Consider the following 14,121-nt stretch of genomic DNA (forward strand, 5'->3'; position numbering starts at 1 on the left):
GTTACGGTATCGTCGGATTATAACGAATAATGTTTAGGCCGTCTGAAACCGTAAACGGAAAGTATTTCAGACGGCCTTGTCTTTGATGGCGCAAATCTTATTTTTCCAACCAAATCAGGCTGACCATGCGGCCGGTTTGTCCGTCGCGGCGGTAGGAGAAGAAAGTATCGCGTTCCAAGACGGTGCAATGGGTACCGCCATAAATCATGTTCACGCCTTCGCGGTGCAGAATTATGCGCGCCAAAGCGTAAATGTCGGCAAGGTATTTGCCGCCGCCGATGTCTTCAAACGCATCGGCAGCTTCCGGCATGGGTGTGCAAAACGCATCAAATACATCTTGCCCTACCTCAAACGCATCAGGGCCGATGGCAGGGGCGAGATAGGCCATGATTTCCAGCGGCTCGACATTCATTGCTGCAATGGTGTTTTGCAAAACGCCGCCGGCCAAACCGCGCCAGCCTGCATGAGCCGCCGCAACAACGGTCCCTGCTTTGTCGCAAAACAAGACAGGCAGGCAATCGGCAGTCATCGAAGCGCAAGCGACTGTTCCCGTTGTATCCACCGAGGCATCGGCGTCGGGTGTATTTCCTAACGCTTCGACGGCATTTACAACAATGGTGCTGTGGATTTGATTGAGGTAGGCAACGGGCAGGCCGACTTGTTCCTGTACGATTTCACGGTTGCGGAGCACGGCTTCCAGATTGTCGCCGACGTGCGAACCGACATTTAGGCTGCGGTACACGCCTTCGCTGACACCGCCATTGCGCGTGGTAATAAGCGTTTTAACATTGGCAGGGGCAGGCCAGTCGGCAGTCAAAAAGTTCTTGCCTTGGGGAGCGAGGTTTAGGGTTTCTGTGATGGTTTTCATGGGGCGGTTGGGCTTTTAGGGAGATTTAAATACCCTGTTAGAGACATTAAAGTGTAATAAATATACATAAGTAATTCTTGATGGGGTGTGGAACATTCATCCCAATCCAGTTTAGATGACATTTTCCCTGTTTCAGAGTACGTTGTAATGCCAACTTGCTCTAATGGAACATTGAAAATCTGAAGAGGTTCAATATCTGATTTGACGGTATTCTGAATGCTTTCGAATTTTCCTTGGTCTATTTGTTGTCCAACTCGGTGGGCGAGGCGATTTCTAATTGTATTTACATTTGTAAAAATTTTATATCCCCAATCTGGCAGCCCTAAAGTCTTAGCCATTTTTAGTTTATGATCGAAACTGATTGTGATTTTCTGTTCTTCCTTATCTTTTTTCTCTTGAAACCAAAACATTTTTTCTTGGTTGCAAATGCTACATATATAGAGTTCCAAAAACTGCTCGCAGATTAAATGGATTCTGAGAACTGCACCGATTTCATCATTTGTTTTCAACCCATCTTCTATTGTTCCCAAATTTTCTATCATTAATTTGGAAAATAATAAATTAAACATTTCTATATTCATATTATTTGACTATGTAATTATTAGAATTTTTTAAAATATTTTGTTTGAAAATTTATTTACTCTTTACACAAAAGGCCGTCTGAAAATATGGATTTAATCCCTCACATAAACCACTTCGACATCGTAGTCGTCTTCATTCCAATCGTCGTCATCATCCATGCCGAATTTCTCTTGCCATTCTTCCTCGTTGCTTAGGGACGAATCCAAACCGGCTTCCAGACGCAGGACGGAGAGCAGGTGGTACATATCGTCAGGCATAGGCGCTTCAAAGGAAACGGTTTCGCCAGTTTTCGGGTGCACGAAGCTCAAGCGGTAGGCATGCAGGGCTTGGCGCGCGCCGAGGGCTTTGATGGCTTCTTTAACCGCGTCGCTGCACGGATGGCGCAGGTTGCCGTAAACAGGGTCTGCGGCCAGCGGATGGTTGGCTTCGCGCATATGAACGCGGATTTGGTGCGTGCGACCGGTTTCGAGCGAGCATTCGATGTAGCTGTGTGCCAGATAACGTTCCAACACTTTGACGTGGGTAATGGCAGGTTTGCCGCCGAATTTGACGACTGCCATTTTCAGGCGGTTGTGCGGGTCGCGGCCGATTTGGGTTTCGATTTTGCCGTCAAAAGGGACGATGCCGTTGGCAACAGCGCGGTAAATGCGTTTGACTGTGCGCTCTTGAAGCTGTTGAACCAGTGAGTTTTGCGCCGGCAAGGTCTTGGCGACCACCATCAGGCCGCTGGTTTCTTTGTCCAAACGGTGTACGATGCCCGCACGCGGCACTTGGCTTAATTCCGGACAGTGCGCCAACAGGCCGTTGAGCAGGGTGCCGCTCCAGTTGCCTGCGGCAGGATGGACGACCAATCCGGCCGGTTTGTTGATGACGATGACGGTATCGTCTTCATAAATGATGTCCAAATCCATCAGTTCTGGCGTGAATGCGAGGTTTTCTTCGCTCGGACGTACCGTAACGGCAATCAATTCACCGCCTATCATTTTATCTTTGGGTTGCGCGGGCTTATCGTTTACAATGACTGCACCCTCTTTAATCCACGAACTCAGGCGGCTGCGCGAGTAGTCGGGCATGAGTTTGGCCAATACGGCATCCAGCCTTCCGCCCGCCATTTCGAGCGGAACGGTCAAATTAACACAACTTTCTGTTTCAGGGGATGACGGAAAGTCTAAATCATCGCTATAATCGGCTTCGTTATCAAAGGAAGTATTCTGCATGAAAAAAATTCTTTTAGTAGTTTCTTTAGGTTTGGCACTGAGTGCCTGCGCAAATAAAGGCACAATCGATAAAGACGCCCAAATTACTCAAGATTGGAGTGTGGAAAAGCTTTATGCCGAAGCGCAAGACGAATTGAACAGCAACAATTATACGCGAGCTGTCAAGTTATACGAAATTTTAGAATCCCGTTTTCCAAACGGCCGCTATGCCCAGCAGTCCCAGTTGGATACGGCGTATGCCTATTATAAAGACGATGAGCCGGAAAAAGCCTTGGCTGCCATTGCACGCTTCCAACGCCATCATCCGCAACATCCGAATATGGACTACGCGCTGTACTTGAAAGGTTTGGTCCTGTTTAACGAAGACCAGTCTTTCTTGAACAAGCTGGCTTCCCAAGACTGGTCCGACCGCGATCCGAAAGCCAACCGCGATGCTTATCAGGCGTTTGCCGAGTTGGTGCAACGTTATCCAAACAGCAAATACGCTGCCGATGCAACCGAGCGTATGGCCAAGCTGGTGGACGCTTTGGGTGGTAACGAGATGTCTGTGGCGCGTTATTACATGAAACGCGGTGCTTATGTCGCAGCGGCCAACCGTGCGCAAAAAATCGTCGGCCGTTACCAAAATACCCGTTACGTCGAAGAAGCTTTGGCGATGATGGAATTGGCGTATAAAAAACTGGATAAGCCGCAACTGGCTGCCGATACTCGCCGTGTCTTGGAAACCAACTTCCCGCAAAGCCCGTTCTTGCAACACGAATGGCGATCTGACGATATGCCTTGGTGGCGTTACTGGCGTTAAGCGTCGGGTTGTTCAGGCATGAATAAGGCCGTCTGAAAACGATGCAGCTATGCATTTGGTTTTCAGACGGCCTTTGTTTTTAATGTTTTTTTACGTTCTCTGTAAACAGGGTGCAAAATTCGTTTTAATATGGTAAAGTCTGATTTTAATAACTCGACGGTTTGAAGCCGTTACTCAGGGGCTGTTTAAATTTAAAATCAGTTTTGTTGAAGCCGCATCGGATTTGCCGTTGATGCATTCAGGAAAATTTCAGTCGTCAGGCTGATTTGGTTTTAAATTTAAGCAGCCCTTTAATTTAAGCAGCCCTTTATGTTTACAAAAAAAACAGAGGTAGATTCTCATGAAGTCTTGGCAGCTTCCTGAACACGTTGCCGACGTGTTACCGACCAATGCCCGACAACTGGAAAGCGCCCGTGAGCGGCTGTTGGCTTTGTTTCGCGTGCATGGTTATGAATTGGTGCAACCGCCATTAATGGAATACAGCCATTCCTTATTGACACATATCGATGCCGGTTTGTCTTTGAAAACCATTTTAGTCGTCGATCAGCTCAGCGGCCGTCAACTCGGTATCCGAGCGGATATTACGCCGCAGGTGGCGCGCATTGATGCCCACTTGCTTTCTGCCAATCAAGGCATCAACCGTTTATGCTATGCCGGTTCGGTGCTTCATGCGCGGCCTGACGGATTGCTCAATATGCGCGAACCTTTGCAGGCGGGTGCGGAAATGTACGGCTTGGAAGGCATTGAAGCGGATATCGAATTGATTGATTTGATGCTGAAAAGCATGAAGATTGCCGACATGGGCGAAGTTTTGCTTTCATTAGGCCATATCGGCGTATTCCGTTCTTTAGCAAATGCCGCGCATTTGGATGAGCAACAATCGGCAACCCTGCTGTCATCGATGCAGGACAAAGATGCCGAGGCTGTCAGCCAGTTGGTCAAAGAGTGGAAACTTGACGGTATGTGGGCAAAAGCGTTTTCATTGTTGCCCCGATTGTATGGCGGTCGTGAAGTGCTGACTGTGGCTAGAGAGAAATTACCGGAATTGTCCGCAGTCAGTGCGGCCTTGGATGAATTGCAGGCAGTATGCGATGCGTTCCCAAATCAAAAAGTGCATATCGATTTGTCGGAACTGCGTGTTGACAATTACCATACAGGTTTGCTTTACGCGGCTTATGGTTCAAACCGTCATGATGCTGTGGCACGCGGCGGCCGTTATGACGGATTGGGCGGATACTTCGGACGCGCGCGTCCTGCTGCCGGATTCAGTTTTGATTTGCGCAGCTTCATCGGCCGCCTTCCTGCTATCGGACGGGAATCCGTGGTGGCTGTCGATGTAAAAGACATGCCTGCGGCTCAAGAAGCGGTAGATACTTTGCGCGAACAGGGACAATGTGTCGTTATCGATTACGGTATCGGCTATAACGGTTCGGAAGAGGTTACAGGCCGTCTGAAACAGGTAGACGGCGTTTGGAAAGTAATCGCTTTGAACGATTGAGTTTTATTTTGAAATTTTGTATCTGGAATAAGGTTAGATGGCTATGGCTAAAAATGTTGTCGTAATCGGTGCCCAATGGGGTGATGAAGGCAAAGGTAAGATTGTTGACTGGCTGGCGGAAGAAACCAGCGGTGTTGTACGTTTCCAAGGCGGCCACAATGCCGGCCATACTTTGGTTGTCGGCGGCAAAAAAACCATTTTGCGCCTGATTCCAAGTGGCATTTTGCATGAGACTTTAGACTGCTTCATCGGTTCGGGTGTCGTGGTTTCTCCTGAGGCATTGTTGGGTGAAATCGACGAATTGAACGCCGCCGGTGTGAAAAACGTTGAAGGCCGTCTGAAAATTGCGCCGACCTGCCCATTGATTCTGCCTTACCACATTGCGCTTGACCAAGCACGCGAAGCTTCCCGCGGTAAAAGCAAGATTGGTACAACCGGCCGCGGCATCGGCCCGGCTTATGAAGATAAAGTTGCCCGTCGCGCGATTCGCGTGGTGGACTTATTGCACCCTGAAAAACTGGTTGAAAAACTGGAAGCTGTTTTGGCCTATTACAATGTCCAGCTGCAACACCTGCACCATGCCGAGCCGGTAAAACTTGAAGATGTGATGGCGGTCATCGAAAAAGTTGCGCCGCGCATTACGCCGATGATTACCGATGTTTCCCGTGTTTTGAACGAGAAAAACCACAAAGGCGAAAGCCTGTTGTTTGAAGGCGCGCAAGGTACGTTGCTGGATATCGACTACGGTACTTATCCGTTTGTAACTTCCTCCAACTGCTTGGCAGGTGCCGCTTCTGCCGGTGCAGGCGTAGGTCCGCAAATGCTGGATTACGTTTTGGGTATCGTTAAAGCCTATACGACCCGTGTGGGTTCCGGCCCATTCCCGACTGAATTGTTTGACGAAGTGGGGGCAGGCTTGGCTGAGCGCGGCCATGAATTCGGTTCTGTAACCGGTCGTGCGCGTCGGTGCGGTTGGTTTGACGCGGCTGCGTTGAAACGCTCCATTCAAGTTAACGGTATTTCCGGCATGTGCATTACCAAGCTGGATGTCATGGACGGTGTTGAGAACATCAATATCTGCGTAGGCTATGAATTGCCTGATGGCAGCAAAACCGACATTCTGCCTTGCGGCTCTGATGCGGTAGAAACCTGCAAACCGATTTACGAAACCATGCCGGGTTGGAGCGAGTCGACTTTCGGCGTGAAAGAGTACGACAAACTGCCTGAAAACGCTAAAGCTTATCTGAAACGGATTGAAGAAGTGTGCGGTGCGCCTGTGGCTATTGTTTCAACCGGTCCTGACCGTGAAGAAACCATTGTTTTGCATCATCCGTTTGCTTAATTGATTAAGTGAATAAAAGGCCGTCTGAATTTTCAGACGGCCTTTTATATGAAATGCAATAAAAATTCAGCCCTGAAGGACATCTGTCTTCAGGGCCGAATTTTGTATTTTACGCCGTTTTTAAGTACGAATGTTTGGAAAGTGAGATGTAGTGCCAAGTAACAATTATTCTCATTGACGTAAATCAAGAAAAACCAAATCTGTAATTTTATTTCACAAAAACCCCTGTAAATAAATGGGTATTGATGTTATCCTTTCAGAAAATTTACAGTCTATATTTTCAATAAAATTAGGAGCTTGATATGTCAAATGATGTTCAGCAACGTCCAGCCGCTTGGGAAGGTTTTGTCGGTGGTAACTGGGAAACCAACGTAGATGTCCGCGATTTTATTCAAAAAAACTACACGCCATATGAAGGCGATGCCTCTTTCTTGGCACCAGCAACCGAAGCCACAACCAAGCTGTGGGCGGAAGTGATGGAAGGCATCAAGGTTGAAAACCGTACGCACGAACCGTATAAAATCGATGCGCAAATCGTCTCCGGTATTACCAGCCATGCTCCAGGCTATATCGACAAAAATTTGGAAACCATCGTCGGCCTGCAAACAGACGAGCCTTTGAAACGCTCTATCATGCCGTTTGGCGGTTTGAAAATGGTGCAAGACGCGTGCAAAGTGTACAACGTTGAATTGAATCCCGAAGTCAGCGAAATTTTCACCAAATACCGCAAAACCCACAACCAAGGCGTATTTGACGTTTATACGCCCGACATCCGCCGCTGCCGCAAATCAGGCGTGATTACCGGTCTGCCGGATGCTTATGGTCGTGGCCGTATTATCGGCGACTACCGCCGCGTGGCATTGTACGGTATCGACTTCTTGATGAAAGACAAACTCAACCAGTTCAACTCACTGCAAGCCGATTTGGAAAACGGTGTGGACTTGGAAGAAGTCATCCGCCGTCGCGAAGAAATCAACGAACAATACAAAGCCTTGGGTCAAATGAAAGAAATGGCGGCTTCTTACGGCTACGACATTTCCGGCCCTGCAAAAAATGCACAAGAAGCCATCCAATGGACTTACTTTGCCTACCTTGCCGCCGTTAAATCTCAAAACGGCGCAGCGATGTCCTTCGGCCGTGTGTCTTCGTTCTTGGATATTTATATCGAACGCGACCTGAAAAACGGTGTGATTACCGAAACCCAAGCGCAAGAATTTATCGACCACTTGGTGATGAAACTGCGTATGGTCCGTTTCCTGCGTACGCCCGAATACGACCAACTCTTCTCCGGCGACCCGATTTGGGCAACCGAATCCATCGGCGGTATGGGCTTGGATGGCCGTACCTTGGTAACCCGCACCAACTTCCGCGTGCTGCATACCCTGTACAACATGGGCCCGTCTCCTGAGCCAAACATCACTGTATTGTGGTCAGAACAACTGCCGCAAGGCTTTAAAGAATTCTGCGCCAAAGTATCCATCGATACTTCGTCCATCCAATACGAAAACGACGATTTGATGCGTCCTGACTTCAACAGCGACGATTACGCCATTGCCTGCTGCGTCAGCCCGATGGTGGTCGGCAAACAAATGCAGTTCTTCGGCGCACGCGCCAACTTGGCTAAAACTCTGCTGTACGCAATCAACGGCGGCGTGGATGAAAAATCTAAAGAGCAAGTTGGTCCGAAAACCGAGCCGATTATGGACGAAGTTTTGGACTACGACACTGTCTTTGAGCGCATGGACAAATTCATGGATTGGTTGGCAACCCAATACGTTACCGCGTTGAACATCATTCACTACATGCACGACAAATACAGCTACGAAGCTGCATTGATGGCATTGCATGACCGTGATGTGATCCGTACGATGGCTTGCGGTATTGCCGGTCTGTCTGTGGCTGCCGACTCTTTGTCTGCCATTAAATACGCCAAAGTAAAACCGATTCGTGATGAAAACGGTATTGCTGTTGACTTTGAAATCGAAGGCGAATACCCACAATTCGGTAACAACGACGACCGTGTTGACGATATTGCCTGCGATTTGGTTGAACGCTTTATGAAAAAAGTGGCAACCCACAAAACTTACCGCAACGCTACTCCGACTCAGTCCGTACTGACCATTACTTCCAACGTTGTTTACGGTAAGAAAACCGGTAATACTCCGGATGGCCGCCGCGCTGGCGCTCCGTTTGGTCCGGGTGCAAACCCGATGCACGGCCGTGACGTCAACGGTGCAGTCGCTTCATTGACTTCCGTAGCCAAACTGCCATTTGAGTTTGCTAAAGACGGTATTTCTTATACCTTCTCCATTATTCCTGGCGCGTTGGGTAAAGACGAGCATTCTCGCGAACGCAACCTTGCCGGTCTGATGGACGGTTATTTCCACCATGAAGACGGTATTTTGGAAGGCGGCCAACACTTGAACGTCAACGTATTGAATCGCGAGACTTTGGAAGATGCGATGCACAATCCGGAGAAATATCCGCAGTTGACCATTCGTGTGTCCGGTTATGCGGTTCGCTTCAACTCGCTGACCCGTGAACAACAGCTTGACGTGATTACCCGTACGTTCACAGAAACCATGTAATCCGGGTGGCGAAACAAACCAGAAGCTAAATTTGCATTTGGTTTGTTTTGAAACAAAGCTCCAAGGCCGTCTGAAATGTTCAGACGGCCTTTATTGCCGTACAATTCACATCAGCAAAATTATTTTCGAGCCGAACACTATGTCCACGACTTTTGCCATTACCCCCGAGCCGGAACTGAAAGACCTTGGCCACCGTCACTATAACGGCAAAGGCATTATTCATTCGATTGAATCTTGCGGTGCTGTCGATGGTCCGGGTTTGCGCTATGTGCTTTTTTTGCAAGGTTGCCTGATGCGCTGCCTGTATTGCCATAATCGCGATACTTGGGATTTGCATACCGAGCAGGCGCAGGAATTGGATGTGACAACTGTGATGAAGCAGGTCATGACCTATCGTCATTATCTGCGTGCGACAGGCGGAGGCGTAACAGCAACCGGCGGTGAGCCGTTATTGCAATATGAGTTTGTACGAGATTGGTTTACGGCCTGTCGGGAACACGATATCCATACCTGTCTCGACAGTAATGGCTATGCTTTGCACTATGATTCGATTTTGGATGATTTGCTCGATCATACCAATTTGGTCATGCTCGACTTAAAACAAATCGATCCTGAAATCCATAAAGTGCTTGTCGGTATTCCAAATACCAAAACGCTGAAATTTGCGCGCTATCTTGCCGAACGCAATCAGCCGACGCGTGTGCGCTATGTGGTTGTTCCCGGTTATACCGATGATGAGCGTTCAGCGCATTTATTGGGCGAGTTTATCGGTGATATGGACAATGTCGAAATGGTCGAGCTTTTACCGTATCACGAATTAGGCGCACATAAATGGGCTTTATGCGGCGACGAATACAAGTTAAAAGGCGTACATCCGCCGCCTAAAGAAACCCTTTTGAAAATCAAAGAAATATTAGAGAGCTACGGAAAAAACATTATTTATTAAAACAGAAAAAGGCCGTCTGAAACGAAATAATCAGTTTCAGACGGCCTTTTAACTATTGAAAAAAACTTAAACGTTCAATGCGGCCAGAACCTTGGCGACAACTTCTGATACCGCAACGGCTTGAGCCTGATTGTCACGGCGTTTGGCATATTCGACATTGCCTTCTTTTAAGGCGCGATCGCCGATGACGATGCGGTGAGGGATGCCCAACAGCTCGGAGTCATTCAGCAATACGCCTGCACGTTCGTCGCGGTCATCTAACAATACATCCGCGCCTGCGGCCAGAAGCTCGGCATAGATTTTATCGGCAGCTTCGCGCACGGCATCTGATTTTTTGTAGTTCATCGGCACGATAACAACTTCAAACGGCGCCATTGCTTTGGTCCAGATAATGCCTTTTTCGTCGTTGTTTTGCTCGATGGCGGCGGCAACAACGCGGGTAATACCGATACCGTAGCAGCCCATTTCCATGATTTGGGATTTGCCGTTATTGTCCAAGAAGCTGACATTCATGGCTTGGGTATATTTGTCGCGCAATTGGAAAACGTGGCCGACTTCAATACCGCGCGCCAGTTTCAGATGGCCTTGTTCGTCGGGGCTGATATCGCCTTCGATGACATTGCGCAGATCGACAAATTCAGGCTCGGTAGCATCTCGGCCGAAGTTGAAGCCGGTATAGTGGTAGTCGTCTTCGTTCGCGCCGATAACCCAGTCTGCGCCTTTTTCGGTGGCGAAATCGGCATAGACTTTACCTTTGAAGTTGACAGGGCCGAGAGAGCCGCCGTTTGCGCCGAACTGTTCAACAATCGCTGCAGGGCTTGCCATGGTCAGTGGCGATTTCACGCCGGCCAGTTTTTCTGCCTTGATGTCGTTAAATTCATGGTCGCCACGCAACAGCAGCAGGACGAGTTCGCCTTCGTTTTCGCTTTCAACCACGATGGATTTGAGGGTTTGTTCAACCGGAATATTCAGGAATTCAACCAAAGACTCAATGGTTTTGACGTTTGGTGTATGTACTTTGGTCAACTCGGCCTGAGCAGCAGCGCGTTCGCCTTTGAGCGGCAAAGTCGGTGCCAATTCGATATTGGCGGCGTAATCGGAAGTGTCGCTATATGCAATAACGTCTTCACCACTTTCAGCCAATACTTGGAATTCGTGAGAGCCAGTACCGCCGATGCTGCCGGTATCCGCAGCAACAGGACGGAATTCCAAACCCAAACGGGTGAAGATACGGCAGTAAGCGTCGTACATGTCTTGATAGGTCGTCTGAAGCGAGGCATAGTCGGCATGGAAGGAATAAGCGTCTTTCATGACGAACTCGCGCGCACGCATCACACCAAAGCGCGGACGCACTTCATCTCGGAATTTGGTTTGGATGTGGTAAAAGTTTTTCGGCAGTTGTTTGTAGCTGTTGATTTCTTTGCGCACGATGTCGGCAATCACTTCTTCACAAGTCGGACCCATGCAGAAATCGCGGTCATGACGGTCTTTCAGGCGCAGCAGTTCTTTACCGTAAAACTCCCAGCGGCCGGATTCTTGCCACAGCTCGGCAGGTTGTACCACCGGCATCAGCAGCTCCACGCTACCTGCGCGGGCCATTTCTTCGCGCACGATATTTTCAACTTTGCGCAATACGCGCAGACCCATTGGCATCCAAGTATAAAGACCGGACGCGTTGGCTTTGATCAAACCGGCACGAATCATCAGCTTGTGGCTGGCAAGTGCGGCTTCGGCGGGGGCTTCTTTAAGGGTGGAAATGAAGAACTGGGAGGCTTTCATGGCGTATTTTTCTTTCTTAAAAATAAGTGCGTATTGTAACGCAAAATGTATGGCCGCGTGTCTTTTGAATGGTATCGGATGAAATCGGCCGTTGTTTTACACAGCTTTTGATTCGGGGCGATTTTTAGGGATGTCAACCCTAATTTATACACAAAGTCGCATAACCTTGTTTTACCTATAAATTTTCACTGTATGATTATAGTAAAATATTATAAATATAACTATTTGATTTTATTGAATTTTATTTGATTAAATTTTAGTCAATTTAAGACTTGGTTTGTTCCTAAAGAAAATTTTACGATTACCCAAAGCTTATCAACAGATTTATCCACAGAGATTGTGTATAGATTTTAAATGCTGTCAGCGTAATGATTTCGCATGATTGGCAAGCCTTGTTTAAAGTAGATTTGGTCGCCTTAAAAAGATGGGGCAACAACACGATGGGCAGGTTTTGCGCTAACATTCTGCTTATTGTTGTTTCCTTACAAGGAATAAAATGAAAAATTCAGAATTGCATTTGCTGGAACGCAGAAAGATGTTTAACGGGCATCAGGAACGCTACCGCCATTTTTCTCAAACCTGCCGGACGGATATGGTATTTGATGTCTATCTGCCACCACAAGTTTTAAAAGGCTATCCCGCGCCTGTTTTATATTTTCTTTCCGGTTTAAATAGTGATGGTTCTGAATTGGTTCAGCAAAGCGGAATCCAACGTTTTGCGGCGCAATGGAATATTATTGTGGTTTTCCCGGATACCTCGCCACGCGGTCAGCATGTTGCCGACAGTGAAGAACATTATCTTGGACAGGGCGCCGGATTTTATGTCAATGCAACTGAAGCACCTTGGGCGCAGTATTACCAAATGGAAAGCTATATCAGCCAAGAATTGCCTGATGTGATCGAGCATCATTTCCCGGTAACGAAAGAGCGCAGCATTGCAGGTTTCAGCATGGGTGGGCATGGCGCGCTGCATTTGGCTTTGAACTATCCCGGCCGATATGTTGCGGTTTCAGCCTTTGCGCCTTTATGTCATCCTATCGATACGGAAGGCGGCAGGCAGGCGTTTTCAGCTTATTTGGGTCAAAACGTGGAAACATGGAAACGCTATGACAGTACAGAGCTGCTTCAGACGGCCTCGCATAAATTGCCTGTTTTGATTGATGTCGGCCGTGAAGATGCTTTGTATCCTGAAGTCCTGCAACCGGAAGTGTTTGTCCGCTCAGCACGCGAAAAAGGTTTCAATATCCAATATAAAGTACGCCCGGGCTATGGGCATGACTACTTCTTTATTGCCAGCTTTATCGATTCGCATATTGAGTTTCACGCTCAGGCATTAGGGCTTTAAGCAGCATTGAATAAAAGGCCGTCTGAAATCCGATTAATGGTCGGATTTCAGACGGCCTTTATTTGGTCTTTTTTAACCTTTTACTTCAAACAGGCTTATTCCTCAGGACGTTCGCCGTCGGTATCGTCCAATTTGCCTTCGGTTATATCGACATTGATACCGACTGCCGCACGGATTTTGGCATCGATTTCGTTGGCAATATCAGGGTTTTCTTTCAGCCAAACGCGTACATTATCTTTACCTTGGCCGATTTTTGCGCCGTTGTAGCTGTACCATGCACCGGATTTCTCAACGATGTCGTGTTTGACGCCCAAGTCGATCAATTCGCCTTCCCAGCTGATGCCTTCGCCGTAAAGAATATCGAATTCGGCTTGACGGAACGGAGGCGCAACTTTGTTTTTGATGACTTTGACTTTGGTTTCGTTACCAATAACGTCATCGCCTTTTTTAATCTGACCGGTACGGCGGATGTCGAGGCGGACGGAGGCGTAGAATTTGAGAGCGTTACCGCCGGTCGTGGTTTCAGGGCTGCCGAACATCACGCCGATTTTCATACGGATTTGGTTAATGAAAACAACCAATGTATTGGTGCGTTTGATGTGGCCGGTCAGTTTGCGCAGGGCTTGGCTCATCAGGCGGGCTTGCAGGCCGACGTGGCTGTCGCCCATTTCGCCTTCGATCTCGGCTTTAGGCACAAGTGCGGCTACGGAGTCGACAACGACCATATCGATACCGCCGGAGCGTACTAAGGTATCGCAGATTTCCAATGCCTGTTCGCCGGTATCCGGTTGGGAGAGATAGAGTTCCTCGACTTTTACGCCGAGTTTACGGGCGTAAATCGGGTCAAAAGCATGCTCGGCATCGATGAATGCGCAGATGCCGCCATTTTTTTGGCATTGGGCAATGGCTTCGAGACAGAGTGTGGTTTTACCGGAGGATTCCGGGCCGAAAATTTCAACCACGCGACCGCGGGGCAAACCGCCAACGCCGAGCGCCAAGTCCACGCCGAGGGAGCCGGTGGAAATAACATCAAGGTTTTCTTCCTGTTGGCTGCCGTCCATTTTCATGATGGAGCCTTTGCCGAAGTTTTTTTCGATTTGGGCAAGGGCGGCGGCTAAGGCTTTGCTTTTTTCGTCTGACATGTTTTCTCTCCG

The 14,121-nt window shown here is 48.3% G+C and carries 11 protein-coding genes; 6 read left to right on the top strand and 5 right to left on the bottom strand.

Annotated elements, in window-relative coordinates; translation table 11 throughout:
• Positions 1 to 97: 97 nt before the first annotated feature.
• From pgeF to rluD, 3 genes are all read right to left on the bottom strand, one after another.
• Entirely contained in the window at positions 98 to 868 is a 771-nt protein-coding gene (pgeF, locus tag KCG54_RS04605; protein WP_254324798.1) for a peptidoglycan editing factor PgeF, read from the bottom strand.
• Positions 865 to 1,449: a hypothetical protein gene (locus KCG54_RS04610; RefSeq protein WP_254324799.1), complete on the bottom strand. Its 585-nt coding sequence runs from the start codon at positions 1,447 to 1,449 to the stop codon at positions 865 to 867. Before KCG54_RS04610 ends, pgeF begins: the two co-directional genes overlap by 4 nt.
• Before the next feature lie 93 nt (positions 1,450 to 1,542).
• Positions 1,543 to 2,667, bottom strand: coding sequence for a 23S rRNA pseudouridine(1911/1915/1917) synthase RluD (rluD, locus tag KCG54_RS04615; RefSeq protein WP_254324800.1), 1,125 nt, complete (start codon positions 2,665 to 2,667; stop codon positions 1,543 to 1,545).
• Here rluD and KCG54_RS04620 point away from each other — a divergent pair.
• From KCG54_RS04620 to pflA, 5 genes are all read left to right on the top strand, one after another.
• Positions 2,666 to 3,469: an outer membrane protein assembly factor BamD gene (locus tag KCG54_RS04620; protein ID WP_070585697.1), complete on the top strand. Its 804-nt coding sequence runs from the start codon at positions 2,666 to 2,668 to the stop codon at positions 3,467 to 3,469. The genes rluD and KCG54_RS04620 overlap by 2 nt on opposite strands.
• A gap of 340 nt (positions 3,470 to 3,809) precedes the next feature.
• Positions 3,810 to 4,967, top strand: a complete 1,158-nt coding sequence (locus tag KCG54_RS04625; protein WP_254324801.1) for an ATP phosphoribosyltransferase regulatory subunit — start codon at positions 3,810 to 3,812, stop codon at positions 4,965 to 4,967.
• Between the two features lie 43 nt (positions 4,968 to 5,010).
• Positions 5,011 to 6,309, top strand: coding sequence for an adenylosuccinate synthase (locus KCG54_RS04630; protein ID WP_254324802.1), 1,299 nt, complete (start codon positions 5,011 to 5,013; stop codon positions 6,307 to 6,309).
• Between the two features lie 302 nt (positions 6,310 to 6,611).
• Complete coding sequence (gene pflB / locus KCG54_RS04635) at positions 6,612 to 8,897, top strand: formate C-acetyltransferase (protein WP_254324803.1); 2,286 nt, start codon at positions 6,612 to 6,614, stop codon at positions 8,895 to 8,897.
• Positions 8,898 to 9,036: 139 nt separating this feature from the next.
• Positions 9,037 to 9,843, top strand: coding sequence for a pyruvate formate lyase 1-activating protein (gene pflA, locus KCG54_RS04640; RefSeq protein ID WP_254324804.1), 807 nt, complete (start codon positions 9,037 to 9,039; stop codon positions 9,841 to 9,843).
• Positions 9,844 to 9,909: 66 nt separating this feature from the next.
• Here pflA and KCG54_RS04645 read toward each other — a convergent pair whose 3' ends face one another.
• Entirely contained in the window at positions 9,910 to 11,622 is a 1,713-nt protein-coding gene (locus KCG54_RS04645; RefSeq protein WP_254324805.1) for a proline--tRNA ligase, read from the bottom strand.
• A 496-nt stretch (positions 11,623 to 12,118) separates the two neighbouring features.
• On the opposite strand from KCG54_RS04645, the gene fghA reads away from it, so the two are divergent.
• Complete coding sequence (gene fghA / locus KCG54_RS04650; protein ID WP_254324806.1) at positions 12,119 to 12,967, top strand: S-formylglutathione hydrolase; 849 nt, start codon at positions 12,119 to 12,121, stop codon at positions 12,965 to 12,967.
• Between the two features lie 95 nt (positions 12,968 to 13,062).
• Here the strand turns inward: fghA and recA are convergent, their stop codons facing one another.
• Positions 13,063 to 14,109, bottom strand: a complete 1,047-nt coding sequence (gene recA / locus KCG54_RS04655) for a recombinase RecA (protein ID WP_003680794.1) — start codon at positions 14,107 to 14,109, stop codon at positions 13,063 to 13,065.
• Positions 14,110 to 14,121 lie beyond the last annotated feature (12 nt).

Origin of the sequence: Neisseria subflava (assembly GCF_024205705.1) — a bacterium.
Classification (GTDB): Bacteria; Pseudomonadota; Gammaproteobacteria; order Burkholderiales; family Neisseriaceae; genus Neisseria; species Neisseria subflava_D.

Coding starts and splice junctions, on each gene's coding strand:
- fghA (WP_254324806.1), top strand. CDS start 12,119: ATGAAAAATTCAGAATTGCATTTGCTGGAACGCAGAAAGATGTTTAAC.
- KCG54_RS04630 (WP_254324802.1), top strand. CDS start 5,011: ATGGCTAAAAATGTTGTCGTAATCGGTGCCCAATGGGGTGATGAAGGC.
- KCG54_RS04645 (WP_254324805.1), bottom strand. CDS start 11,622: ATGAAAGCCTCCCAGTTCTTCATTTCCACCCTTAAAGAAGCCCCCGCC.
- recA (WP_003680794.1), bottom strand. CDS start 14,109: ATGTCAGACGAAAAAAGCAAAGCCTTAGCCGCCGCCCTTGCCCAAATC.
- pgeF (WP_254324798.1), bottom strand. CDS start 868: ATGAAAACCATCACAGAAACCCTAAACCTCGCTCCCCAAGGCAAGAAC.
- KCG54_RS04625 (WP_254324801.1), top strand. CDS start 3,810: ATGAAGTCTTGGCAGCTTCCTGAACACGTTGCCGACGTGTTACCGACC.
- pflA (WP_254324804.1), top strand. CDS start 9,037: ATGTCCACGACTTTTGCCATTACCCCCGAGCCGGAACTGAAAGACCTT.
- pflB (WP_254324803.1), top strand. CDS start 6,612: ATGTCAAATGATGTTCAGCAACGTCCAGCCGCTTGGGAAGGTTTTGTC.
- KCG54_RS04610 (WP_254324799.1), bottom strand. CDS start 1,449: ATGAATATAGAAATGTTTAATTTATTATTTTCCAAATTAATGATAGAA.
- rluD (WP_254324800.1), bottom strand. CDS start 2,667: ATGCAGAATACTTCCTTTGATAACGAAGCCGATTATAGCGATGATTTA.
- KCG54_RS04620 (WP_070585697.1), top strand. CDS start 2,666: ATGAAAAAAATTCTTTTAGTAGTTTCTTTAGGTTTGGCACTGAGTGCC.